We start from the raw sequence: 24,098 nt of genomic DNA, 5'->3' as shown, positions 1-24,098 counted from the left end.
TTGGAGGGGGTAGATGCGCACGCAACCCACCCCCATCTCCGGCCGGCATCTCCTCGCGCTCGTGTTGTGCGCGCTGGTGCTCGGCGCAGCGTCCGTCCTGATCGGCCACTAGCGCTACCGCAGGAGCAGCGCCACAGCAACGGTCACGCCGAGCGTGATCACGGCGCCGCGCAGCACCGGGTCGGGTAACCGCCGCGCGACGCCCACGCCGATCCGTCCGCCGACCAGCGTCCCCGCGCCGACCACCAGCGTCGAGAGCCACGCGACCGGTCCAAAGAGCGCGACGGCCACCGCGCTGACGACCGCGACCGTCAGCGACAGCACTTGCTTGATCGCGTTGAGCCGCTGCAGCGGCTCCTCCAGCGTCAGCCCCAGCGCGGCGAGCAGGACGATCCCCAGCCCGGCGCCGAAGTAGCCGCCGTAGATCGACGCCACCGCGACCGTCACGGTCAGCCGCGCCGGCGCGCTGCGGTGCTGGACCCGCGTGACCCAGCGCGCCACCAGCGGCTGGATCGCCAGCAGCGCGCACGCCAGCAAGACGAGCCACGGCGCCAGCGCCGAGAACGTGTCGGCAGGTCCGACCAGCAGCAAGGTCGTCCCGACCGCCGCCCCGACGGCGGCCGCGAGCGCCAGCAGTCGGAGCCGCGCCCCCTGGCCCGCCAGCTCGGCCCGCGACGTCGTCGCCGCGCTCAGGTAGCCCGGCAGCGTCGCGACCAGGTTGCTGACGTTGGCGCTCAGCGGCGAGAGCCCGGTGGCCAGCAGCGCCGGGAACGAGACCAGCGACCCGCCGCCCGCGACCGCGTTGATCGCACCCGTCGTCACTCCGGCAGCGGCGAGCAGAGCGACGTCGGCGGCATCCATCGGCGGCGAAGTGTGCCCGAGCACGCCGAGCGGAGCGTTGACGACGGGCGCGATCAACGTCGGCGCGCTCCAACATCCGTCCAGGCCCGGACCCGGCGCCTGTACCGCGTGTGCACGCGACCGACGTCCGGGGCGTGGGCCCCTCCGGACAGCTCGCGCGCAGGCGCGCGCTCGCCGTCGCGCTCGTCGTCTTCGCGACCGTGGCGGGCCTCGGCCTGCTCACCCACAAGGAGACCCCGCTCGCCGTCGATCGCGCCACCGCGATCCGCCTTGCCGCCGCCGCGCCCGAGACCCGTGTCGCGGCCGCGCACGCCGACAGCGTGATGGTCATCCCGATCGACCAGGACTTCGTCAAGGTCACCTGGCTGCGCCACGGCCGCACGACCGCCACGGCCGGCGTCAACCGCGACGGCACCCTCGCCTGGCCGAGCAAGTACAAGAAGATCGCCGGCTACGGCGCCCCGCTCGCCCACGGCCTGCTCCTGCTCGGCGCGCTCACCGCGCTCTTCCTGCTCGCCACGTTGCGCGGCCCGCTGCGCCGCCGCCGGACGCTCGACGCGCTCGCGCTCGCCGCCGCCGTCGTGCCGACCGTCCTCATCGACCGCGGCCTGCTCGCGCTCGGCGAGGGCATGGCCGCGGTGCTGATCGCCTACCTCATCGCCCGCGGCGTTCAGCTCGCGGTGCGTGGCCCGGTGCCCGACGAGGACCACGACGCACCCGTCCTGCTCGAGCGCCTCGCCGCGCACGCAAAGCTGCGCACGCTCTCCCGCCAGGTCGGGCTGCTCTTGCTCTTCATCACGGTGCTGATGACCATCACCTCGACGGGTGTGGTCGACGTCGCCTACGCCAACATGGAGGGCGCCACCGTCCTGCTGGGCGGCCACCTCCCCTACGGCCACATGCCGGCCGACGTGATCCACGGCGACACCTACGGGTTGCCGATCTACGCGATCTACGCGCCGCTCGCGGCGGTCTGGCCGGTGCACAGCGACTGGGACAACGCGATCGGCGCGCTCGTCCTCGGCGCCGGCGCCGCGCTGCTCTGCGCGCTCGGCATGGCCCGCGCCGCCGGCGCGGGCGCTCGCTGGCCCGCCGCGATCGCCGTCCTCGCGCTCCCGGCGTCGCTGATGACCTTCTCCAGCGGCACCAACGACGTGCTGATCGCCGCCGCGCTGATCTGGGCGTTCGCCTGGTGGTCGCGCCCCGCCGCCTCCAGCGCGCTGCTGGCACTTGCCGGCCTGGCGAAGGTCGCGCCGCTGGTCCTGCTGCCGCTCTGGCTGGCGCGCCTGCGCGGAGGCGCGCTGGTGCGCGCGGTGGTCGCCTGTGGCGCTGTCGGCGCGATCGTCCTCGCCGGCCTCGTCGCGCTCGGCGGCCTGCACGGCCCGGGCGACATGGTGCACGCGATGTCCTTCCAGCTCAGCCGCCGTTCGATGATGTCGATCTGGACCGCGTTCGGGATCGAGCCGCTGCAGCCGCTGATGCAGGGCGTCGCGCCGGCGATCGCGCTGGGCGGGGCGACGCTCGTCTGGCTGGACCGCAGCGTTGCAGTCGACCCGCGCCGCGTCGCCGGACTCGTCGCCGCGACGCTCGGCGCGCTCCAGCTGGCGGCCAACCACTGGGCGCCGCTCTACCTCATCTGGCTCGCACCGCCCGCGATGGTCGCGCTGCTCGGCCCGCTCGCTGCCCGCGCGGCCGCCGAGCCCGCCGCGGCGCCAACCAGCGCGCCCGTGTCGCTCGCCGCAGCCGCCTGACAGGACTCGACGTTGCGCCCGCGCCCACATTGGGCAAGGCTGCGGGCATATGGCAACGGACGCACCACGCGGCGGCATCGACCTCGGCGGGACGAAGATCCAGGCGATCGTCGCCAACGCCAAACACCAAGTGCTGGGACAAGCACGACGGCCAACGCCCACTGAGGGCGGGCCGGCGGACGTGATCGCCGCCATGGCCGAGGCGCTCCAGGAGGCGGCCGAAGCGGCGAACGTGGCGCCCGACACGCTGAGCGGGATCGGCGTCGGCGCGCCTGGCGCGATCGACGACGAGGCCGGAACGCTGGCCCGCGCCGGCAACCTCCCCGGCTGGCGTGACCCCTACCCGCTTGCCAAGGAGCTCGGCGCCCGCTTCGGCGGTGTCACCGTCCGGCTCGGCAACGACGTCCAGGTCGCCACCGACGCGGAGTTCACGCTCGGCGCGGCCCGCGAGTTCTCGTCGCTGCTCGGCGTCTTCTGGGGCACGGGCGTCGGCGGCGGGATCGTCCTGGACGGCAAGCCGTGGCTCGGCCGCGGCGCGGCGGGCGAGATCGGCCACATCCCCGTACGCCACCACGGCCTGCAGTGCCCCTGCGGGCGGATGGGCTGCATGGAGGCCTACGCCGGTCGCCGCGCGATGGAGGCCCGGGCGCGCAAAGCGCACAAGGACGGCGAGAAGACCGACCTCTTCAAGATCATGGAGGAGAAGGGCCGCGACCGGCTGACGAGCGGCATCTGGGCGCGCGCGATCGAGCGCGGCGACGAGCTGGCCGAGCAGTTGCTCAACGATGCGGTCGACGCGATCGGCACCGCGGTCGCCTCGGCCTGCAACATCCTGGACCCCGACGCCATCATCATCGGCGGCGGCCTCGGCGTGCGCTTCGGCGAGCCCTATGCCCAGCGCATCTCCGACGCGATGATGCCCCACCTCTTCCACGACGACGACCCGCCGGTGGTGCGGGTCGCCGAGCTCGGCGACCTCGGTGGCGCGCTCGGCGCCGCGCTGCAGGTGCAGGACCGATGAGCGACATGGAGGCCTTGAAGCGCGCGGCGGCGGTGGCCGCGGCCGAAGAGGTCCGCGACGGCATGGTCCTCGGCCTCGGAACGGGCTCGACGGTCGCACACCTGTTGCCGGCGATCGCGGTCCGCGGTCTGCGCGATCTGCGCTGCGTGGCGACGTCGGTCGCGACGGCGGAGCAGGCCGCCTCGCTCGGGATCGTCGTCGAGCCGTTCGACGCCGTCGAGCGCCTGGATCTCGCGATCGACGGCGCCGACCAGATCGCCCCCGACGGCTGGATCGTCAAGGGCGGCGGCGGCGCGCACGTGCGCGAGAAGATCGTCGCCGCGGCGGCCGACCGCTTCGTGGTGATCGCCGACAAGACCAAGGTGGTGGACAAGCTCTCAGCGCCGATTCCGCTGGAGCTGTTGGAGTACGGGTTGCCCGCGACGCTGGCGCGACTGACGCCGTGCGACCTGCGCCCCGGCATGCCGCCGTCGCCCGACGGCAACCTGATCGCCGACTACGCCGGACCCGTCGACGACCCCGCCACGCTGGCGGCGCTGCTCTCGGCCATGCCCGGCGTCGTCGACCATGGCCTCTTTCCGCCCGCGCTGACCGCCGAGATCATCATCGCCACGACCGCCGGCATCGAGCGGCGCGCGCTGCGCTGAGACGAGCGCCGCGCTGGTAGCTTGACGCGATGTCAAACCGCCTGCGCGTCGTGGTCGTTGGAGCCGGCTTCGGCGGCATCGCCGCGGCGATCGAGCTCCAGCGCCAGGGCATCGCCGACGTCACGATCCTCGAGCGCGCCGGCGGACTCGGCGGCACCTGGCGCCACAACACCTATCCGGGCGCGGCCTGCGATGTGCCGAGCCACTTGTACTCCTACTCCTTCGCCCAGCGCACCGACTGGACGCGGCTCTGCTCGCCGCAGCCCGAGATCCTCGCTTATGCCGAAGAGGTCGCACGGCGCCATGGCGTCGACCGGCTCGTCGTCGGCGACACCGAGGTGACGGCCTGCCGCTGGGATACCACGACCGCGACGTGGACGGTGCAGACCGCCGGCAGCAGGAGCTACGAGGCCGACGCCATCGTCCTGGCCACCGGCCAGCTGCACCGGCCGGCACGCCCCGAGATCCCCGGCGCCGAGAGTTTCACCGGACGCCTGATGCACTCGGCCGAGTGGGATCCGGACCTCGACCTGCGCGACCAGCGCGTGGCGGTGATCGGCACCGGGGCGAGCGCTGTGCAGTTCGTTCCCGAAATCGCGCGCGTGGCGCGATCGCTGACCGTCTTTCAGCGCACGGGCAACTGGTTCCTGCCGCGGCGCAATCGGCCCTACCCGCGTGCGTGGCGCGCGGCCGTGGCGCACGTGCCGGGCCTGCAGCGCTGGCGCCGCGCCTTCGTCACGCACTACGGCGAAGCGCTGACCGCGATGATCCGCCACCCCAAGACGCTGGGCCGGATCGGCGCCGCGCGCTCGGCGCTGTTCATGCGCGCGCAGCTGCGCGACCCCGAGCTGCGGCGCAAGGCTTGGCCCGACTACGCCTTCGGCTGCAAGCGGGTCCTGTTCAGCTCGGCCTTCCTGCCGGCGCTGGCGCGCGACAACGTCGAGCTCGTCACCGACGCGATCACAAGCATCGGCCCGGACGGCCCGGTGACCGCGAACGGCCGGACCGTCGAGGTCGACACCATCATCTACGCGACCGGCTTTCGGACCAACGACTTCGTGGCCCCAATGGAGGTCACCGGCACGGACGGCCGCACGCTGCACGAGGCCTGGAGCGGCGGCGCGAGCGCGCACCTCGGGATCACGGTTCCTGGCTTCCCGTCCATGTTCCTCATGTACGGACCCAACACCAACACCTCGGGCGGATCGATCCTCGTCTACCTCGAGGCCCAGGCCGCCTACCTCGCGCAAGCCCTGGCGCTCGTGCGGTCGCGCGGTGGCGCGGCGCTCGACGTCCGGCCCGACGTCGCAGCGCGCTCCGACGGCGAGGTCCAGGGACGCTTCGCGGGTACCGCCTGGACGGCGTGCGACTCGTGGTACCGCGACGGCGGCGGCCGCATCGTCGCCAACTGGCCCGGCTACATGCGCGAGTACGTGCGCGCGACCGCCGCGCTGGATCCGAGCGAGTTCACGGTGGTTAGCGCGCCGGTGGCGGCTCAGCCGGCCGACAGCTTGAGCGGGTAGGGCGTGCTGACCGTGCGGTGCTCAGCGCGGTAGGTGCAACCCCAGCAGCCGCGGCAGCGCCGCCACCGCCGCGGTGAGCGGGTCGGCGCGCCGGCCCGCCGCGGCGGCCTCGTCGCGGCGCGCCAGCGCCGCCCGGATCGCCGAGCCGCCCGCGAAGCGCGCGGGCTCCGGCGGGAAGCGCGCCGGCGGTAGGCCGCCGACGATCGGCAGCGCCGTCAACTCGGACGACACACCGCGTGCGAGGTCCGCGAGCACCTGCCCGCCCAGGTGCGACGGCCCGACGCCGTTGCCGGTGAAGCCGAAGCCGTAGTGCAAGGACTTGAAGCTTCCGAACCACGGCAGGTGCACCGGCGAGACGTCGATCGGCCCGCCCCACGCGTGCGTGAGCTGCACGCCGCGCAGCGCCGGGAGCAGCGCGACGAGGTCGCGCGCGGTCGCGTCCTGAACGCCGGGATCGACGTCGAGCACCGCGCGCCGCCGCGCCCCGTAGCCCATCCGGCCCCCGCCCCAGCCGAAGACGACGCGCCCGTCGCGGGTCGTGCGGAAGTAGTGCAACAACGTGCGGCAGTCGCCGATCCCCTCGCCGCCGGTCCAGCCCAAGGCCTCCAACACCTCCGGGACCGGCTCGGTCGCCACGACGTGCGACGAGGCGACGCTCAGCGCGCGGCGCAGCGGTGCGACGCCCGCGCTCGCGCTGTTGATGGCCAACACGCCGGCGCCGGCGCGCACCACGCCGCCGGCCACGACCCGCGCGACGACGCCACCGGCGCCGTCCTCCACACCGCTGACCCGCGAGTGCTCATGCACCCGCACCCCCACCTCCAGCAGCCGCGCCCGCACTCCGAGCGCCAGCCGCGCCGGGTGCACCGTCGCCGCCGTCGGCCACAGCACGCCCCCGAGGAACCCCGGCGCGTCGCAGACCGCCCGCGCGCCCGCGGCATCGACGACGACCGCCTCCTCCCCACAACCGACCGCGCGCACGGCCGCGACCGACGCGTCCCAGGCGCCCAGCTGCCCCGGCGCCGCGGCAACCTCGAGAAATGGCGCGCGGACGTAGTGCGCGTCGACGCCCTCGGCCTCACACCACGCGCCGATCGCGTCGACCGACGCCGCCGCCGCGTCCGCCACCGCCAGCGCGGCCGAGCGCCCGAACAGCGACTCCAACTCCCCCACGTACTCCCAGAGCCCGTTGACGAATCCACCGTTGCGCCCGCTCGGCCCGTGCCCGCAGACACCGGCCTCGAGGAGCACGACCTCGGCACCCAGCGCCTGCAGCTGCCACGCCGTCCACATCCCGAGGTACCCGCCGCCGATGACCACGACGTCTGCGCGCACGTCGGCGTCCAAGGCCGCGCTCGCCTCCACAGGCCCCGCATCGGCAAGCCAGAACCCCTCGGCGGAACGCTTCATCGGTCGGGACGCTAGCGTCCGCTCATGAGCGTCGCGGCGATCGTGCTGGACCTCGACGGCGTCGTCGTGGACACCGAGGAGGTTTGGGACCGCGAGCGCCGTGCGTACGTGGACGCCCATGGCGGGACGTGGACCGAGAAGGCCACGCGCAAGATGCAGGGCATGAGCTCCGCTGAGTGGGCGGCGTACCTGCGCGACAAGCTCGGCGCGAGCGGTGAGGTCGAGGAGATCTCGGCGGCGGTCGCGGCCGGTGTGGTGAGCGAGATCGAGCGTGAGCTGCCGCTGCTACCGGGCGCGATCCGCGCGATCAACGCGCTGGCCAACGCGTTCCCGCTGGCGCTCGCGTCGTCGGCCAACCGTGAGGTGATCGAGGCGGTCTTGGAAGGGGCCGGCGTCACCGAGCGCTTCGGTGCGATCGTCTCCTCAGAAGAGGTGGCGCACGGCAAGCCGGCGCCCGACGTCTACCTCGAGGCCGCGCGGCGGCTCGGGATCGGTCCGACGCAGTGCGCGGCGGTCGAGGACTCCTCGAACGGGCTGCGCTCGGCGCACGCGGCGGGCATGGTCGTCATCGCGACGCCCAACCACGCGTTCCCGCCGGCCCCCGACGCGCTGGCGCTCGCCACGGTCGTGGTCGACGGGATCAAGGACGTCACACCGGAATTGGTGACGTCCCTGCAGACCCCGTGAGGGTCATTTCATTCGGTAGACAATCCGCCCGCGGGTGAGGTCGTACGGCGAGACCTCGACGCGCACGCGGTCACCGGGCAACACGCGGATGCGGTTACGGCGCATCTTGCCGGCCAGGTGGGCCAGCACCTCATGGTCATCCATGTCCAGCTGGATGCGGAACAGCAGGTTGGGCAGCGACTCAACGACTTCGCCCTCGAGAGCAACCTTGTCTTCTACGGCCATGCGGCCTCCTTCAAGCGTTCGGGTTCGGTGTGCGCGAGAGAGCGACGAAGCGTGCGAGCACGCACCCGGACCATCGCGCGAAGAGGGGCGGGACCCACGCCTGCGCACGGGTGCCCAGACTCATTGTACCCGCATGCGCGCGCGATCCCACCAACCTCTGACCAGGCAGCCTCAGACGGCCGCAGGCGCCAACCGCGCGGCCAGCAGCTGCGCCAACCGCGCGCGATGCGTCCCGGAGCCACCGAGCAGCGCCGCGTCGACCTGCGCGCGCTTGTAGAGCCAGTGCACGTCGGCCTCCCACGTGAAGCCGATGCCGCCGTGGCACTGGATCGCCGCGGCGGTCACGTCGCGGCCACCGTCTGAGGCTGCCGCCTTGGCCAGCGAGGACGCTTCCGGCAGACGCTCCGGCTCCGCATCGGCCGCCCAGGCTGCGAAGTAGGTCGCCGACCGCGCGCCCTCGGTGTCCTTGAGCATCTGCGCGCACTTGTGCGAGACGGCCTGGTAGGCGCCGACCGGCGTGTCGAATTGCTTGCGGTCCTTGACGTAGGCCAGCGTCATCTCCAGCGCACGCTGCGAGACGCCGACCAGCTCGGCCGCGACGACGACCGTCGCGCGGTCGATGCCGGCAGCGCTGTCGCCGCCCAGCGGCTCGCCCTGGGTGGGTGGGGCGTATACCCTCGCGGCGCGGCGCGTCGGGTCGATCGAGTCCACCGGCGCCACATCGGCCTCGGCGCGCGGGAGGATCCGCGCGACCCCGTCGTCGCCGATCAGCACGATGACCGCCGCCGCGTCCGCGTCCCCCACAAGCCCACCGGCGGAACCGAGCGCGCCGGTGATCTCCCCCGACGCCAGCCCCGGCAGCCACGCCGCCTGCTGCTCGGCCGAGCCCGCGGCGCTGATCGCCTCGGCGGCCGTGACGCTCGACAGGAACGGCGAGGCGGCCAGCGCGTAGCCCAGCTCCTCGCTCAGGATCGCCAGCTCGACGGCGCCCAGACCCTGCCCGCCGTGCTCCTCGGCGATCGCGATCCCCGGCCAACCGAGCCCGACGAGCTCCTGCCAGAGGCTGTCGTCATAGGCCTTGCCTTCGGCAGCCTCACGGACCTTGGCGAACGTCGAGCGCGAGCCGAGCAGATCGCGCGCCGTGCGCTTGATCTCATGCTGGTCCTCGGTGAAGTCGAAGTTCATGCCGCCGCTCCCTTCAGGCGCGGGAGGCCCAGAACGCGCTCCGCGACGATGTTCTTGAGGATCTCGGTCGTGCCGCCCTCGATCGTGTTGCCGCGCGAGCGCAGCAGCTCGTAGGCCCAGCGGTTGCCCGTCGTCAGCGCGTCGGCGCCGAGGAGGTCGGCCGCGAACTGCGCCAGCTCCTGGTTGGTCTCCGACCACATCCACTTGGTCAGCGAACCCTCCGGCCCGGGCGTGCCGTACTTCTCGATCGTGGTCAAGCCGCGGTAGGCGGTCAGGCGCAGGATCTCGGCCTTCATGTGCAAGTACCCCAACTTGTCAGCGACGACCGGATCGTCGAGGAGATCGCGCTCGGCGGCCTCCTCGATCAGCTCGTCGAGCAGCTGACGCATCCGCACCTGGAGGAAGAACGCGAGGCCGGAGCGCTCGTTCATCAGCGTCGTCAGCGCGACGCGCCAGCCGTTGCCGACGCCGCCGAGCACGTTCTCGTCCGGGATCCGCGCGTTCTCGATGAAGAGCTCGTTGAACTCCGGCTCCCCCGTGATCTGGACCAGCGGGCGGATCTGCACGCCCTCCTGCTCCATGTCCATCAGGAAGTAGGTCAACCCCTTGTGCTTCGGCGCGTCGAAGTCGGTGCGCGCGACCAACATGCACCACTTGGAGTACTGCGCGCCGGAGGTCCAGACCTTCTGGCCGGTGACAACCCACTCGTCGCCGTCCTTAACGGCCTTGGTCTTCAGCGACGCGAGGTCGGAGCCGGCATCGGGCTCGCTGAAGCCCTGACACCAGATCTCGTCGCCGGTGAGGATCGGCGAGAGGTAGCGATCCTTCTGCTCGTCGGTGCCGAAGGTCATGATCGTCGGTCCGGCCAGCAGGATGCCCAGGACGTTGGCCATCAACGGCCGGCGGGCGCGGCCAAGCTCTTCGAAGAAGATCGCCGACTCGGTCATCGTCGCGCCGCGACCGCCGTACTCGACCGGCCAATGCACGGCCGCGTAGCGGTCCTCGGCCAGCAGGCGCTGCCAGTCGCGGCGCCACGCGTAGCTCGCGTCCTCGCCGACCGGCTCGGCGCCGGGGTCGTTGCGCGCAAACCAGGCGCGCAACTCATCGCGAAACGCGGCCTCAGACGCGGAGAAGGTCAGGTCCATTCCCGCACCGTACGGCGCGGCAGAGAGATTCGCCAGCGCGAGGCGGGTAGGAGAGACTCGGCTCATGTCCGCGACCGTCGCCCCAACCGAGAACCGCCCGCGCATCGCCGTCGTCATGGGCGGCCTGATGCTGGTGATGCTGCTCGCGTCGCTGGACCAGACGATCGTCTCGACCGCGCTCCCGACGATCGTCGGCGACCTCGGCGGCTTGGAGCACCTGTCCTGGGTCGTGACGGCCTACCTGCTCGCGGTGACGGTCGTGACGCCCCTGTACGGCAAGCTCGGCGACCTCTACGGCCGCAAGGTCGTGTTGCAGGCCGCGCTCGTCCTGTTCCTCATCGGCAGCGCGCTCTGCGGGCTGGCGCAGGGCATGACCGAGCTGATCGCCTTCCGCGCGATCCAGGGCCTCGGCGGTGGCGGGCTGATGGTGAGCGCCCAGGCGGCGATCGGCGATGTCGTCGCGCCCAGCGAGCGCGGCAAGTACTCCGGGCTGTTCGGCGCGGTCTTCGGGGTCTCGAGCGTCGCGGGCCCGCTGCTCGGAGGGTTCTTGACCACCAACATCTCGTGGCGGTCGATCTTCTATGTCAACTTGCCGGTCGGCATCGCGGCGTTCTTCGTCCTCGCCAGGACGCTGCCGAGCGTCAAGGAGCGCCGCCAGCACCAGATCGACTACCTCGGCACGCTGCTGCTGGCGATCGGGCTGAGCGCGCTGATCCTCGCGACGACGCTCGGCGGCAACACCTATGACCGGGCCTCGCCCGAGATCGTCGCGATGGGCGTCGTGAGCGTCCTGGCGATCTTCGCGTTCACCCGCGTCGAGCGACGCGCCGCCGAGCCGATCCTGCCGATGTCGCTGTTCCGCAACCGCGTCTTCGTCGTGTGCAGCGCGGTCGGGCTGATCGTCGGCTTCGGCCTCTTCGGCGCGCTGACCTACCTTCCGCTCTTCCAGCAGGTCGTCCGTGGGCTGAGCCCGACGGCCAGCGGCCTGCAGCTGCTGCCCGTCATGGGCGGGTTGTTGGTGTCCTCGATCATCTCGGGCCAGGTCATCACGCGCACCGGCCGCTACAAGGCGTTCCCGATCGCGGGCACGGCGGTCGCCGCACTGGGCATGTGGATGTTGTCGTCCTTGGACGAGTCGACCGGCAGTGGCGTCGCCGCGCTGCACATGCTCGTGCTCGGCTTGGGGCTCGGCATGGTCATGCAGGTGCTCGTCCTGGCGACGCAGAACGCGGTGTCCTACGAGCTGCTCGGCGTGGCGACCTCCGGCGCGACGCTCTTTCGCTCGATCGGCGGCTCGCTGGGCACCGCGATCCTCGGCGCGATCTTCTCCGGGCGTCTGACCGCGGAGCTCGCCGAGAAGCTGCCGCGCGGAGGCGCGGGCGGCGGGACCGAGGGCGGCATCAACCCGGCGCAGATCGAGCGGCTTCCGGGGCCGCTGCACGACGCCTACATCTCGTCCTTCACCGACGCGCTCAACGTGGTGTTCCTCGTCGCCACCGGCGTGATGGTCCTGGCCTTCGTGCTGGCCTGGTTCATCCGCGAGCAGCCGCTGCGCGCGACGGTCGAGACGTCGGCCGGACTGGGCGAGTCGCTCGGCGCGCCGGTCGACACCGACTCGCTGCGCGAGGTCACCCGTGGGCTCACGCGGCTCGTTGGCCGCGAGCGCACGCTGGAGTTCATCGCCAACGCCACGCGCCACGCGGGCGTCGAGCTGGACCCCGGTCCGGCGTGGCTGCTCCTGCACGCAGGGGCGCCGGACGCGCCCGACGATCTGCGCGAGATCCGTGACCGGCCGCACGTCGACGCCGCGCGCTTCGACGTGGCGCTCTCGACGCTGACCGCCGAGGGCGCAATCGGCGAAGACGGGCACGTCACCCCGGCCGGCCACGCGCTGCGCGATCAGCTCGTCGCGGCGCGCACCGACTGCCTGCGCGCGCTGATCGCCGAGTGGCAGCCCGACGAGCACCCCGAGCTCGACCCCCTGCTGCACCGTCTGGCCGAGGCGCTCGACCAGCCGACCGCCGTGGGTTGAGGTCCGCCAACCGTGGGGATACGGGGCGGTATGAAACGCCTTCTTGCTCTCCTCCTGGCGGTCGGCGGCCTCGCCGCGGCCGCCCCGGTCGCCGGCGCCGCCGATGCGACCGACACGGTCCCGGCGCCGCAGCCGATCCTCATCAAGCTCGGCGACACGCCGCTGGTCCAGCTCTCCGACGGTGGCGGCGGTCTGCCCTACCTCGGATCCACCACGTCCTACAACGCGGGCGCGCTCACCCAGGTCCTGACCCAGTACCACGACTCCGGCGTCTATGACGCAGAGCTGGCGCAGATCGACGCTGTCGCCGCCCGGTGGATCTCCGGTGAGCGCCACCAGCGCGCGATCGCGGGGCGCAAGCACGGCTCCAAGGCCCGGGCCCGCGCCCGCGCGGCACACCATGGTGGTGGCGATCGTCGCGGCGGCCAGAAGTGGTGGAACAAGAAGCAGGCGATCGTCTTCGACGTCGACGAGACCGTGTTGTCCAACTACTCCGCGATCGTCGCCGACGGCTTCGTCTACGGCCCCAAGTCGCAGGCCGAGGCCGTTGACGAGATCGGCGTCGCGATCAAGCCGTCGCTCGACCTGTACAAGTTGGCCCGCTCCAAGGGCATCACGGTGTTCTTCATCACCGGCCGGCCCGAGGCCCAGCGCGCGCCGACCGAGGACAACCTCAAGCGCGAGGGCTTCACCGACTACCAGCAGGCGATCCTCAAGCCCGCGGGCTTCACCGGCACGACCGTGGCCTACAAGTCGGGCGCACGCGCCGCGATCGAGCAGCAGGGCTACCACATCGTCGCCTCCGTGGGCGATCAGTACAGCGACCTGGCGGGCGGCCACGAGGACCGCGCGTTCAAGCTGCCCAACCCGTTCTATTACCTCCCGTAGGACGACCTTTGGCTGTCGGTGCCGGAGCGCAGCGCTCCGGCGCCGAGGCCAAAAAGCGCGGTGAGCATGGCGACCACGACGAAGGCCGCCGGCAGCGAAGCGACGTCGGCGATTGCACCGATCGCGCCCGGCGCCGCCAGGCCCGCACCATAGGCGACCGTCGCGACCGCGGCGATGCCCTGGCCGGCGTGCGGCACCGCGCGGCCACCGGCGGCGAAGGCGAGCGGGACCACGGTCGCGATCCCCAGGCCGATGAGCGCGAAGCCCGGGATGCCGAGCAGCGGCGTGCGTGCGACGACGACCAGCAGCGCGCCCGCCGTGGCGACGGCGGCCCCTGTGCGAACGGTGTGGATCGCCCCGAAGCGCGCGATCACGCGATCACCGGTCAGTCGCCCGGTCGCCATCGCCAGCGCGAAGCCCGTGTAGGCGGCGGCCGCGGTCGCGGCGCCCGTGCCCATGACGTCGCGCAGGTAGACGGCGCACCAGTCAGCGCTCGCGCCCTCGGCAAAGACCGCGCAGAAGCCGACGACGCCGATCAGCAGGACGGGGCGCGACGGCCAGGCCAGCCGTGGCGGATCGTGCACCGGAGGGGCGGCGGGCAGCTGCCGTGCGGCGAGCTGCCCTGCCACGACCAAGATGATGGCCATGGTCCCGAGATGGATCCGCGCGTCGAGATCGGCGTGAGCGGCCAGCACGCCGATCGCCGACCCCACGATCCCGCCGACGCTCCACGCGCCGTGCAGGCCGGACATGATCGGGCGGCCGAGGTGCTCCTCGATCGCCAGCCCTTGCGTGTTCATCGCAATGTCGGCCATCCCGGCCAGGGCGCCGTAAGCCAGCAGCGCGACGCAGAGCCAGCCGAAGGAGGGCGCGAGCGCGGGAAGCGCGAGGGACGCGGCGAACAGGGCGATGAGCACCCGCGTGACGGTTCGGCCGCTGTAACGGTGCACGAGCGCGCCGGTGGCTGGCATCGCCAGCAGCGCGCCCAGTGCCGGGACCAGCAGCGCCAGCCCGAGCGCGCCCGCGCTCAGCCCGAGCCGCTCGCGGATCCACGGGATCCGCGTGGCGAAGCTGCCGTTGACGGCGCCGTGGACGACGAAGACCGCCGCGACGGCGACGTGGCTTCGATCAGTTGTTGTTGCGCGCGCAATCATCGGCTACAGTTGCTATGGCAATTACCGCTTCCTACCCCGCTTGGACATGACCTCCCCTCTCGTCTACCAGGAGCGCCCGGCTGCCGCTGACGCGGCAGGCCTGCTCGTCCTGCACCACGGCCGCGGCGCCGACGAGCACGATCTGCTCGGCCTCGCCGATGTGCTGGACCCGGCGCGCCGGCTGCACGTCGTCACGCCCGGCGGCCCGCTGACGATCCCGGGCTGGCCGGGCAAGCACTGGTACACGGTCCCGCGCGTCGGCTTCCCCGATCCAGACACGTTCTTCGCGGCGCACGCCAAGCTCGCGGGGTTCCACGACGGCTTGTGGAAGCGCACCGGCCTGACGCCGGCCCAGACCGTCTTCGGCGGGTTCTCCATGGGGTCGGTCATGTCCTATGCCTTGGGCTTGGACCCAGCGCGGCCCGCACCCGCCGGCATCCTCGCGTTCTCGGGGTTCATCCCGACCGTCGACGGCTGGACGCCCGATGTCGCCGGCCGCGCCGCGACCGGCCTGCGCGCCTTCATCGCCCACGGTCGCAACGACCAAGTCATGGACATCGCCTTCGCCCGCCAAGCGCGCGACCTGCTCGCGACCGGCGGCGTGCCGGTCGAATACCACGAGTCCGACGCCGGCCATCACATCGATCCCCAGCACGTGCCGGCAGCCGTCACCTGGCTGGCGCAGACGCTGCCATGAGCGGCTGGACGCAGCAGGAGGCAGACGCCTGGATCGGGCTGCTGGAGACCCACAAGCAGCTGACCCGCGCGCTGGACGCCGAGCTCGACGCCGCACACGGGCTCGGCCTCAGCACGCTGGAGCTGCTCAGCCGCTTGGTGGCCGCGGGTGAGGCGTGGCCGCGGCTGTCGACGCTCGCGCGTGAGAGCGGGCTGAGCCTCTCGCGCGTGTCTCGTCACATGGACGCGCTGGAGCGTCGCGGGTTGGTGCAGCGGCGCCGGTGCGCCACGGACTCGCGCGCGGTCGAGGCGCACCTGACCGACGCGGGCGCCGCGCTGGTCGCCGACGCCGAGGCCGCGCATGCGGCGGCGGTCCGTGAGCGCTTCTTCGCCCAGCTCAGCGACGAGGAGGCCGCGACGCTCGCGCGAGTCTTCCGACGCTTTGCCCCGCGCGCTGCTGAGGCGTGCGCAGCGGTTCCGGCTGAGCGGTCCTCCTAGAGCTCAGCGGGAAACTGCGCGAGCGCCCACTCCGCGGTGAGCTCGTCGCGCGTGTACGGCCGGCCGGCGATCAACACGTACTCGCCGGTGCTCGCAACGGCGATGCACGCTAGCGCGCGCTCTGGCGCGCTGACGCTCGACGTCAGATCCGTGCAACGCTCATCATTGTTGCGCATCTCCGCTGCGCGGGGTATTAAGCTCACCTTGACCAAATCCTCAGTTTCTGCGCACGATCGGGCCCCGCCCCATCCGCCGCCTCGAGGAGCCCCCGCATGCCCGACTTCCTGTCCGACGCCGACATCGCCGCCAACGGCATCGAGGTGGCCGAGATCCAAGGCAACATCCTCGCCGGCTTCAACAAGGACCACGAGGCGCTGGTCTTCGTGCGCTTTGGCGACATCGGCGAGGCCAAGGCCTGGCTGGGTCATCTCGCCAACCGCGTCGCGACCTCGGCGGAGGTGATCGCCTTCAACCGTCTGTTCAAGGCCGTGCAGGGCCGCCGCAACGACCGTGATGACACCGACACGGTCCAGGCGACGTGGATCAACGTCGCGGTGACCAATTCCGGGCTGGTCGCCCTCGGCGAGGCCGATGACGGCATGGACCCGTCCTTCATCGCGGGGATGGCCAACCGCGCGCCCGACCTCGGCGACGACGGCGAGGCCGCGCCAGGCGGCTGGGTCGTCGGGCGCGCGCCCGACGAGGTCCACGCGGTCTTGATCATCGCGTCGGATCGCCGCGACGACTTGCACCGCGCGATCGCCCATGAACTCCAGCGCCTCGCCGGCCACGGCGTCTCGGTGGTCTTCGTGCAGGAGGGCCACACCCGCAGCGACGATCCCGGCCACGAGCACTTCGGCTACAAGGACGGCATCTCCCAGCCCGGCCTGCGCGGCGTCCACCAACCCAATCCCGCCGACCCCGAGCAGGGCGATCTCGGGTCCGATCTGCTGGAGCTCGGCGAGTTCGTGCTCGGCTACCAGACGCAACCCGGCGTCGCGGTTGCGCCGCCGCCAACCGACGGCTATCCCGCACCCGCACCACCGACCGAGGGCGCGCCCTCGACGTCCGGCCCGGGCTGGACCAAGAACGGGTCCTACTACGTCTTCCGGCGCCTGCGCCAGGATGTCCCATCGTTCCAGGAGGGGATCACGGCGGCGGCCGCCGCGATCGGGGTGAGCGACGACGCGATGGGCGCGATCGTCGTCGGGCGCTACAAGAGCGGCGCGCCGCTGGAGGTCACAGGCCGCGTGGCGACCGACCCGTTCGCACCGACCGGCGACGACATCAACCAGTTCGAGTACAAGGCCAGCGACGCCGACGGCCACGTCGTCCCGCACGCGTCGCACATCCGCAAGACCTACCCGCGCGACGCCGACACGCCCGGCGGCGGCGAGGACGACACACAGCGCCACCGCCTCCTGCGGCGCGGCATTCCGTACGGGCAGTCCTACCGGCACGGCTCGCCGATCGATGGTCCGAACGGCCGCGACGCGGCGTTCCCGCTCGACCGCGGATTGCTCTTTCAGTGCTACGGACGCTCGATCGTCGATCAGTTCGAGTTCGTCACGCGACTCTGGGTCAACAACCCTGCGTTCACCAACGCGGTCGACGGGGTCGACGGTGTCCTGAGCAGCGGAGCGATGGACGTGCCGGTCGGCCACTCGGTCACGCTGCAGCGCTTCGTGACGGCGACGGGCGGTGAGTACTTCTTCTCGCCGTCGGTGACGGGCCTGCGCCACCTGGCGGGGATCAACGCCTGATTTACTGGCGAGCATCGCGACCTCGTATGACGCCGTCATCGTCGGCGGCGGGCACAACGGCCTCGTCGCCGCCGCCTATCTCGCACGGGCCGGGCGCCGCGTGTTGTTGCTCGAGCGCCGCGATGAGCTGGGCGGTGCGGCGGTCTCGGAGGTGGCGTTCCCGGGCGTAGATGCGCGCCTGTCGCGCTACTCGTACCTGGTGAGCCTGCTGCCGCGGGCCATCATCGACGAGCTCGGGCTCGACGTGCGGCTGGTGCGGCGACGGGTGTCGTCCTACACGCCGGATCCACGCGTCGGTGGGAGGCGTGGGCTGCTGGTCGACGCAGGCGACGGCGCCGCGACGCGCGCGTCGTTTGCACGGGTGACGGGTGACTCGCGTGAGCTGGCGGCGTGGGAGGCGCTGTATGCGCGCACGGGGCGGGTGGCGCGGAAGGTCTTCCCCACGCTGGCCGAGCCCCTGCGCTCGCGCGCCGAGCTGCGTCGGCTGGTTGACGACGAGGAGGCCTGGCGCATGCTGTTCGAGGAGCCGCTGGGCGTGATGCTCGCGCGCGAGTTCGACGATGACTTGGTCGCGGGGGTCGTCCTCACCGATGCGCTGATCGGGACGTTTGCGGGCGCCGACGATGTGGATCTGCGACAGAACCGCTGCTTCCTGTACCACGTGATCGGCGGCGGGACGGGTGACTGGGATGTGCCGGTGGGCGGGATGGGCGCGGTGACGGACGCGCTGGCGCATGCCGCGCGCGCGGCTGGTGCGGAGTTGGTCACCGGTGCCGAGGTGGTGGCCATCGATGGGGATGCGACCGCCGTGGTCGTGCGTGATGCCGACGGCGCCGAGCGGACGATCGCCGCGGGACAGGTGTTGGTCAACGCGGCGCCGGTGGAGCTGGATCGGCTGCTGGGACGTGTGTCGGTCGGAGCGGCACCCGAGGGCGCGCAGTTGAAGGTCAACCTGTTGTTGTCGCGGTTGCCCCGGCTGCGTGATGCGTCGGTGGCGCCCGAGCAGGCCTTCGCAGGAACGTTCCACGTCAACGAGACGGCGACGCAGCTCCAGCGCGCCTACGAGGAGGCGGCCGCGGGTCGCATCCCGACGCTGCCGCCGTGCGAGACCTATTGCCACTCGCTGACCGACCCCACCATCTTGGGTGACGAGCTGCGCGCCGCGGGCGTGCAAACGTTGACGCTGTTCGGGCTGCACATGCCGGCGCGGCTGTTCGCGGGCGGAGACGGCACAGCCGCGCGCGATGCGGCGCTGGCGGCCACGTTGCGCTCGCTGGACAGCGTCCTGGATGAGCCGCTGGACGACGTGCTGCTGCGCGACCCCGACGGCGCGCCGTGCCTGGAGGTCCGCACGCCGCGCGACCTCGAAGATGAGCTGCGCATGCCCGGCGGCAACATCTTCCATCGCGATCTCGCATGGCCGTTTGCCGAGCGCGAGGACGAGGTCGGCACGTGGGGCGTGGAGACCGACGTGCCGCACGTGCTGCTCTGCGGCGCGGGCGCCCGCCGCGGCGGCGGCGTCTCCGGCATCCCGGGCCGCAATGCGGCGATGGCCGTGCTGGGCGGCGTTTAGCCGAGCAGCTCGGCGGCAAGCGCCGGATGCGCGTCCAGCAGGCGCGAGAGCGTGCGGGCCAGCTCGGCGTCGACGAAGACCCCGACGCGATTGCCGTCGCGCGTCGGCTCGTTCCACGTGCGCGCGAGCGCCAGGACGTCCGGATCGACCGTGGCCGCGGCCTCCGGCCCGATGACCTGGTCGCGCAGCGCGCTCCACGCGCCCTCAGAGATCCACAGCGGCTCCAGCAGTCCCATGCCGTAAGCGTAGGGAGACAGCGATACTGCCCGCATGCCCGAGCCCGCGTTCACCGGCTTCCCCCGCGCCACCTTCACCTGGTTCTCCGGGTTGGAGACCGACAACTCCAAGGCCTGGTTCACCGCCCATCGCGACACGTATGACAACTCCGTGCGCGGTCAACTGGATGCGTTGTTGGAGGAGTTGGCCGACGAGCTCGGCGGCCGCGTCAAGCTCTTTCGCCAGCACCGCGACACACGCTTCTCCCGCGACAAGTCTCCGTACAAGACCACCACCTACGGCGTGATCGCCGACCGGCCCGACGGCGAGGCATCGCTCTACGCGCAGCTGTCCTCGGGCGGGCTGTTCGCGGGCACCGGCTACTACCAGCTCGCCAGCGACCAGCTCACGCGCTTCCGCGAAGCAGTCGCTGATGACGACAGCGGTCCCGAGCTCGAGCGCATCCTCGACACCGTCCGCGCCGCCGGCCTCGAGACCTGGGGCGAGTCACTCAAGACCGCTCCTCGCGGCTTCCCCCGCGACCACCCACGCGTGACGCTCCTGCGTCACAAGCTCCTGATCGCCGGCCGCCGCCTCCAACCCCACGGCCGCTCCGGCCTCACCCGCGACGCCACACTGAACTTCACCCGCGACACCTGGGCCGCCTGCACGCCCATGACCACTTGGCTCGACCGCAACGTCAGCGTCAGCGCGTTGCCCCCGCCGCCCCGCCGCTGACGAGCCGCAGAGGGGAGAATGTAAGGATTTCAAAGGGGAGAAAGGAAACGGCGACCGAGAACTTGTAGCGTAGATGGCCGAGAATTTGTAGCGTAAACAGCCGAGAAACTGTAGCGTAGACCCTGTGCCACCGAGTCCCGGCTATCACCGTCGCATCGTCGATGGCGAGTTAGACGCCTACCTGGCGTCTGCGCCCAACGTCGCCGTCGCCATCGCTCTCGAAGGCGCTCGAGCGATTGGCAAGACCTCGTCGGCGGTCGAGCGCGCCGCCACCTCCTACGAGCTCGACGACGAGTCGCATCTCGCAATCGTCTCGGCCGACATCGACCTGGCGCTCTCGCAGCCCGCGCCAGTGCTCATCGACGAGTGGCAGCACCATCCCCCGGTCTGGGACCGCGTCCGTCGCGCGGTCGATCGCCACGACCCGCCGGGGCCGTTTCTCCTCACCGGCTCGGTCGCACCCAAGGGCACGGGCATGCACACCGGTGCCGGCCGCATCATCGCGTTGCGGATGCGACCGCTGACGCTCACGGAGCGTTGGCCGGGCAACGCGACCGTCAGCCTGCGGGAGCTGCTGGGCGGCGAGCGGCCGGCGGTCAAGGGCACCAGCCCGTTCGGGTTGACCGACTACGTGGAAGAGCTGTTCGCATCGGGCTTCCCTGGCTTGCGCAGCCTCCCTGCGAACCTGCGACAGGCGCAGCTGGACGGGTATCTGCAGCGGGTGATCGACCGAGACTTCCCGGAGCTCGGCCATCAGCCGCGCAATCCGGCAGCGCTGCGGCGGTGGATGACCGCGTACGCGGCAGCGACCGCCACGACGGCCAGTTGGGAGAAGGTGCGCGACGCGGCCACGGGCGGCGAGTCGGAGAAGCCCGCGCGAACGACGGTGATGCCCTACCGCGACGTGCTAGAGCGCCTGTACGTGCTCGACCCACTGCCGGGCTGGAAGCCGACGCGCAACCACATCGCCCGCCTGACCGAACCGTCCAAGCACCACCTTGCCGATCCGGCACTCGCGACGGCGCTGCTAGGGCTAACACCTCAGGGCCTGCTGGCCGGCGATGAGCCGGCCGGAGCCGCGCATCGCGACGGGAGCTTCCTCGGCTCGCTCTTCGAGTCGCTTGTCACCCAGTCGGTGCGCGTCTACGCCCAGGCAGCCGGCGCCTCGGTCGGCCATCTGCGCTCCTATGCCGGCGAGCGCGAGATCGACCTCATCGTCGAGCGCGGCGACGGCCGCGTCATCGCGATCGAGGTCAAACTGCGCTCCACCGCCAGCGACCACGACGTCACGCACCTTCGCTGGCTGCGTGAGCAGTTCGGCCCGGACCTGCTCGACGCCGTCGTCATCACCTCCGGCACCGAGGCCTACCGCCGCGCTGACGGCATCGCGGTCATTCCTGCGGCGCTGCTGGGGCCGTAATCTTGATCTTCCCGACGTCACGGTGGACTCGGCAAGGATCGATGCCACGAGGATGCGGGCGCCACCTTGCGCGCCCTGCGACTACGGCCGCTTCGACGCTCGTGCTGTTGCCTTCGTTGCCGAACGGCGACCGGCCTTGGACGCCGGAAGGCTTTCGGCGAGTTGCCGGAGCGATTTTGCGACATCGATCCACGCCTGGTCTCGGTTGGGCCACGTGGTGACCGGCCGAGCATCGCGCGGCACCGCCTGCAGGCGACCCAGCGGAGAACGCTCCCAGTCGGTCGGACGGATGATCACCGGAACGACGCGCTTGGTTCCGCGATCGTGACCCTCTAGGGCAGTATGCATCTCGCGCTCGTAGCAGTACTCGGAAGCGAGGAAATCCGGGCTGACGAGGCACAGGACGATCTGCGCATCCGCGAGTCGCTCGTCGATCTCCTCCGACCAATCGTCGCTCGCGACGATCCGCCGGTCGTACCAGGTCTCGATCACTCCTTGCTTCTTGAGACCCGCGAGATGCGTCGACAGGCGCTTCATGAGGCGTTCGTCCTGATGCGAGTATGAGACGAAGACCCGAACCGGGCCGCCGGCAGAAGGCGTCGTCAACTCGACTCCGACCCAAGTCGTCTGGATGCGATCCGGGAGAGCTTCCCTTCTTTCCTCGCCGCGCGTTCAGCCTGAAGCCGGATCGCGGCCGCGATCTCGGAGTCATTCCTCAACTCCTGGATCCACTGCTCGAGCCTCGGTCGAACGAACTCGGCGACGGATTCGCCGTCGAGCCACGCAGCCGCGGCAAGCACGTCGAAGTCTTCATTCCGAACGCGGATATTCAGCTGGCGATAGTCAGAGGCCATAGCAACGCAAGTCCGATATTTGCTAGCGGAAAATCCGCGAGCGAGTATTCGCTAGTGAATAGAGTATTGCCTTCACAGGAAATCGCAAGGGGGCTGCGACGTCAGGCGTGAACGAAGCGAACCCCGACTCCTCAACCGGGAGGAGCCGGGGTTCGACCTTCATGCAATAGGTGGCCGACCGAGGAATAGGAGCGAAAAGCCGAACCAGAAGAAGAACCGGCGTCCTGAGCCGTCCCGATGTCCGGCTGCCAGGCAGCAAACGCTGCAAGCAGGCTAGTTGGCTCAGCCTCGATGACCTCGTCGTCCGCGCCGACCTCGATCCGCTGCCAGACCCAGCGATTCAACGCACGCCGCTGGACGGGCGTCGCATAGCGGTAGAAGTAGTGCGGGTCGGACAAAAGGGCGATCGCCGCTTGCAGTTGCCCCTCGAACTCCTCGGCCGCACCTTCGGAGTGCTCCACGATGGCAGCCACAGCCGCGTGCTGTTCGCGGAGTTCGGCCTGCTCGTGCTCGAAGACCGTGTCTGAGATCAGGTCCTTGTAGTAGAGCTCAAGCAACTTCTGCTGCTTGGTTTCGACGTCGCGGATGCGACGCTTATGGCGAGCAATCTCCTTGTCGGCAACCTCGGCCCGCTCTTTGGAGTACTGCGCGAGGTCACGACGAATCGTCTCGATTGTCTCCGGTCGCAGTCGCACGGTCGCCCACAGGTCCTCGATCCGCTCCTCAACGACGTCCACCCGGGAGTGGGCTGCGGGGCACATCACGTTCGTGCGCCGCCGGCTGGCCCGATTGACGCACGAGAAGTACTCGTAGTGCTGACCGTTGCGCCCGCGATGGCGACCGAACAGCAAACGCCCCTTGCACAGCTCGCATACGACCGTGCCACGCAGATAGTGCTCGTGCTTGCTAGCTCGCTCGCCCTTGCGGTGGGCAGCCACATTGACTTGGACTTGCTGGAACGTCTCGGCGGTGACGAGAGCATCGTGGCGACCAACAACACGCTTCCCGAGATAGGGGACGATGCCCGTGTAGTACTCGTTCGTCAGCAAGCGATGTATGGACGACACGCCGAGCGCCTTTGCTGGTCGCTTAAGACTCGGCCTCGTCGTGAGCCCAAGTGCCGCCATGTGCGCGGTCAACGCAATCAAGGTCCACTCTCCGGTGGCATATAGCTCGAAAGCCATCGTCACCAACGGCGCACGCTCCTCGTCAAGTTCGACGGTGCGAATGTCCTGATGGCCGATCATCGTCCGGACCGGCACGTAGCCAACGGGCGGTGCATACGGCGTGCCGCCGTTAGCGTGCTTCTGAGTCAGACCCTTCTTGACCTCGTTCGCCAGGTTGTTGGAGTAGTACTCGGCGAACGTCGCCAGCATCCCGTGCATGAGCTGACCCGCTGGCGTAGCGTCGATGTTCTCCGTCGCAGAGATCAGCGCGGTGTTCATCGCCACAAGCCGCTGATACAGCTGCGCGTCATCGAGACGATTGCGGGCCAGCCGGTCGACCTTATGGACGATGAGCGCCTCCACCCTAAGCACCGATAGCTCGACCATCATCTGCTGGAGCACTGGCCGGTTGTCGCTACGCGCGGATTCGGCACGCTCCACATAGACCTTTGCGACGCGCAGACCTCGATCTTCTGCGATTCGCTGGCAGGCCTTCACCTGAGCCGGGATCGAGTAGCCGTCGTCATCACCGTCACGACCGAGCTGGCCGGTGCTGGAGACGCGGACATAGATCGCCGCTGAGCCTGCAAGACCTGATGTCCCGTCTCGCTCTTTTAGTTGTTGTTCTTCGTTCATATTCCTCCTTTCGGTTAACCATTCTCTCGT

24 protein-coding genes are annotated in these 24,098 nt (G+C 70.8%); 13 read left to right on the top strand and 11 right to left on the bottom strand.

Annotated elements, in window-relative coordinates:
- Window positions 1–114 precede the first annotated feature (114 nt).
- Window positions 115–861 (bottom strand): sulfite exporter TauE/SafE family protein, encoded by a 747-nt coding sequence (locus VGO10_RS14735; RefSeq protein WP_327469623.1) that lies wholly within the window; start codon window positions 859–861, stop codon window positions 115–117.
- Between the two features lie 134 nt (window positions 862–995).
- Here VGO10_RS14735 and VGO10_RS14730 point away from each other — a divergent pair, with 134 nt between their 5' ends.
- The 4 genes from VGO10_RS14730 to VGO10_RS14715 are packed head-to-tail and all read left to right on the top strand — an operon-like array spanning window position 996 to window position 5,803.
- Entirely contained in the window at window positions 996–2,612 is a 1,617-nt protein-coding gene (locus VGO10_RS14730; RefSeq protein ID WP_327469621.1) for a hypothetical protein, read from the top strand.
- A gap of 49 nt (window positions 2,613–2,661) precedes the next feature.
- On the top strand, window positions 2,662–3,633 hold the full coding sequence (locus tag VGO10_RS14725; protein ID WP_327469620.1) for an ROK family protein: 972 nt from the start codon (window positions 2,662–2,664) through the stop codon (window positions 3,631–3,633).
- The gene (gene rpiA, locus VGO10_RS14720; RefSeq protein ID WP_327469619.1) at window positions 3,630–4,280 is read left to right on the top strand and encodes a ribose-5-phosphate isomerase RpiA; all 651 of its coding nucleotides are present in this window, start codon (window positions 3,630–3,632) and stop codon (window positions 4,278–4,280) included. Before VGO10_RS14725 ends, rpiA begins: the two co-directional genes overlap by 4 nt.
- A gap of 29 nt (window positions 4,281–4,309) precedes the next feature.
- The gene (locus VGO10_RS14715; RefSeq protein ID WP_327469618.1) at window positions 4,310–5,803 is read left to right on the top strand and encodes an NAD(P)/FAD-dependent oxidoreductase; all 1,494 of its coding nucleotides are present in this window, start codon (window positions 4,310–4,312) and stop codon (window positions 5,801–5,803) included.
- 21 nt (window positions 5,804–5,824) lie between these two features.
- Here VGO10_RS14715 and VGO10_RS14710 read toward each other — a convergent pair whose 3' ends face one another.
- A complete protein-coding gene (locus tag VGO10_RS14710) occupies window positions 5,825–7,213 on the bottom strand; it encodes an FAD-dependent oxidoreductase (protein WP_327469615.1) in 1,389 nt (462 codons plus the stop codon).
- 24 nt (window positions 7,214–7,237) lie between these two features.
- Here VGO10_RS14710 and VGO10_RS14705 point away from each other — a divergent pair, with 24 nt between their 5' ends.
- The gene (locus tag VGO10_RS14705) at window positions 7,238–7,900 is read left to right on the top strand and encodes an HAD family phosphatase (protein WP_327469613.1); all 663 of its coding nucleotides are present in this window, start codon (window positions 7,238–7,240) and stop codon (window positions 7,898–7,900) included.
- A gap of 3 nt (window positions 7,901–7,903) precedes the next feature.
- Here VGO10_RS14705 and infA read toward each other — a convergent pair whose 3' ends face one another.
- The 3 genes from infA to VGO10_RS14690 all read right to left on the bottom strand — a co-directional run bounded on the left by infA (window position 7,904) and on the right by VGO10_RS14690 (window position 10,455).
- On the bottom strand, window positions 7,904–8,125 hold the full coding sequence (gene infA / locus VGO10_RS14700) for a translation initiation factor IF-1 (protein WP_027006585.1): 222 nt from the start codon (window positions 8,123–8,125) through the stop codon (window positions 7,904–7,906).
- Window positions 8,126–8,296: 171 nt separating this feature from the next.
- Window positions 8,297–9,310, bottom strand: a complete 1,014-nt coding sequence (locus VGO10_RS14695; RefSeq protein ID WP_327469601.1) for an acyl-CoA dehydrogenase family protein — start codon at window positions 9,308–9,310, stop codon at window positions 8,297–8,299.
- Entirely contained in the window at window positions 9,307–10,455 is a 1,149-nt protein-coding gene (locus VGO10_RS14690) for an acyl-CoA dehydrogenase family protein (RefSeq protein ID WP_327469599.1), read from the bottom strand. Before VGO10_RS14690 ends, VGO10_RS14695 begins: the two co-directional genes overlap by 4 nt.
- A gap of 64 nt (window positions 10,456–10,519) precedes the next feature.
- On the opposite strand from VGO10_RS14690, the gene VGO10_RS14685 reads away from it, so the two are divergent.
- Together VGO10_RS14685 and VGO10_RS14680 are read left to right on the top strand one after the other, a co-directional pair.
- Window positions 10,520–12,487: an MDR family MFS transporter gene (locus tag VGO10_RS14685; protein ID WP_327469596.1), complete on the top strand. Its 1,968-nt coding sequence runs from the start codon at window positions 10,520–10,522 to the stop codon at window positions 12,485–12,487.
- Window positions 12,488–12,517: 30 nt separating this feature from the next.
- Window positions 12,518–13,375, top strand: coding sequence for an HAD family acid phosphatase (locus VGO10_RS14680; RefSeq protein ID WP_327469594.1), 858 nt, complete (start codon window positions 12,518–12,520; stop codon window positions 13,373–13,375).
- On the opposite strand, the gene VGO10_RS14675 is transcribed toward VGO10_RS14680, so the two are convergent.
- The gene (locus VGO10_RS14675; RefSeq protein WP_327469592.1) at window positions 13,363–14,529 is read right to left on the bottom strand and encodes an MFS transporter; all 1,167 of its coding nucleotides are present in this window, start codon (window positions 14,527–14,529) and stop codon (window positions 13,363–13,365) included. The two genes, VGO10_RS14680 and VGO10_RS14675, sit on opposite strands and share 13 nt — an antisense overlap.
- A 46-nt stretch (window positions 14,530–14,575) precedes the next feature.
- On the opposite strand from VGO10_RS14675, the gene VGO10_RS14670 reads away from it, so the two are divergent.
- Both VGO10_RS14670 and VGO10_RS14665 read left to right on the top strand, forming a co-directional pair.
- The gene (locus tag VGO10_RS14670) at window positions 14,576–15,226 is read left to right on the top strand and encodes a phospholipase (protein ID WP_327469590.1); all 651 of its coding nucleotides are present in this window, start codon (window positions 14,576–14,578) and stop codon (window positions 15,224–15,226) included.
- Entirely contained in the window at window positions 15,223–15,702 is a 480-nt protein-coding gene (locus VGO10_RS14665) for a MarR family winged helix-turn-helix transcriptional regulator (protein WP_327469588.1), read from the top strand. Before VGO10_RS14670 ends, VGO10_RS14665 begins: the two co-directional genes overlap by 4 nt.
- On the opposite strand, the gene VGO10_RS14660 is transcribed toward VGO10_RS14665, so the two are convergent.
- Complete coding sequence (locus VGO10_RS14660) at window positions 15,699–15,905, bottom strand: hypothetical protein (protein ID WP_327469586.1); 207 nt, start codon at window positions 15,903–15,905, stop codon at window positions 15,699–15,701. The genes VGO10_RS14665 and VGO10_RS14660 overlap by 4 nt on opposite strands.
- Before the next feature lie 69 nt (window positions 15,906–15,974).
- On the opposite strand from VGO10_RS14660, the gene VGO10_RS14655 reads away from it, so the two are divergent.
- Together VGO10_RS14655 and VGO10_RS14650 are read left to right on the top strand one after the other, a co-directional pair.
- Window positions 15,975–17,465: a Dyp-type peroxidase gene (locus VGO10_RS14655; RefSeq protein ID WP_327469584.1), complete on the top strand. Its 1,491-nt coding sequence runs from the start codon at window positions 15,975–15,977 to the stop codon at window positions 17,463–17,465.
- A 4-nt stretch (window positions 17,466–17,469) separates the two neighbouring features.
- On the top strand, window positions 17,470–19,038 hold the full coding sequence (locus VGO10_RS14650) for an NAD(P)/FAD-dependent oxidoreductase (RefSeq protein ID WP_327469777.1): 1,569 nt from the start codon (window positions 17,470–17,472) through the stop codon (window positions 19,036–19,038).
- Here VGO10_RS14650 and VGO10_RS14645 read toward each other — a convergent pair.
- The gene (locus tag VGO10_RS14645) at window positions 19,035–19,274 is read right to left on the bottom strand and encodes a hypothetical protein (RefSeq protein WP_327469582.1); all 240 of its coding nucleotides are present in this window, start codon (window positions 19,272–19,274) and stop codon (window positions 19,035–19,037) included. The two genes, VGO10_RS14650 and VGO10_RS14645, sit on opposite strands and share 4 nt — an antisense overlap.
- Before the next feature lie 34 nt (window positions 19,275–19,308).
- On the opposite strand from VGO10_RS14645, the gene VGO10_RS14640 reads away from it, so the two are divergent.
- Window positions 19,309–19,992, top strand: a complete 684-nt coding sequence (locus VGO10_RS14640) for a DUF2461 domain-containing protein (protein ID WP_327469580.1) — start codon at window positions 19,309–19,311, stop codon at window positions 19,990–19,992.
- A 124-nt stretch (window positions 19,993–20,116) separates the two neighbouring features.
- Window positions 20,117–21,412 (top strand): ATP-binding protein, encoded by a 1,296-nt coding sequence (locus VGO10_RS14635; protein WP_327469578.1) that lies wholly within the window; start codon window positions 20,117–20,119, stop codon window positions 21,410–21,412.
- An 81-nt stretch (window positions 21,413–21,493) separates the two neighbouring features.
- Here the strand turns inward: VGO10_RS14635 and VGO10_RS14630 are convergent, their stop codons facing one another.
- The 3 genes from VGO10_RS14630 to VGO10_RS14620 all read right to left on the bottom strand — a co-directional run bounded on the left by VGO10_RS14630 (window position 21,494) and on the right by VGO10_RS14620 (window position 24,068).
- Window positions 21,494–22,018 (bottom strand): toll/interleukin-1 receptor domain-containing protein, encoded by a 525-nt coding sequence (locus VGO10_RS14630; protein WP_327469576.1) that lies wholly within the window; start codon window positions 22,016–22,018, stop codon window positions 21,494–21,496.
- Window positions 22,015–22,266 (bottom strand): hypothetical protein, encoded by a 252-nt coding sequence (locus VGO10_RS14625; RefSeq protein ID WP_327469574.1) that lies wholly within the window; start codon window positions 22,264–22,266, stop codon window positions 22,015–22,017. The genes VGO10_RS14630 and VGO10_RS14625 overlap by 4 nt, the downstream gene beginning before the upstream one ends.
- A 131-nt stretch (window positions 22,267–22,397) precedes the next feature.
- Window positions 22,398–24,068, bottom strand: a complete 1,671-nt coding sequence (locus tag VGO10_RS14620) for a recombinase family protein (protein WP_327469572.1) — start codon at window positions 24,066–24,068, stop codon at window positions 22,398–22,400.
- Window positions 24,069–24,098: the final 30 nt, after the last annotated feature.

The sequence above is a fragment of the Baekduia sp. genome (assembly GCF_035996765.1).
Classification (GTDB): Bacteria; Actinomycetota; Thermoleophilia; order Solirubrobacterales; family Solirubrobacteraceae; genus Baekduia.
Note: the sequence above shows the minus strand (reverse complement) of the source record. Positions and strands in the feature narration are given on the sequence as shown.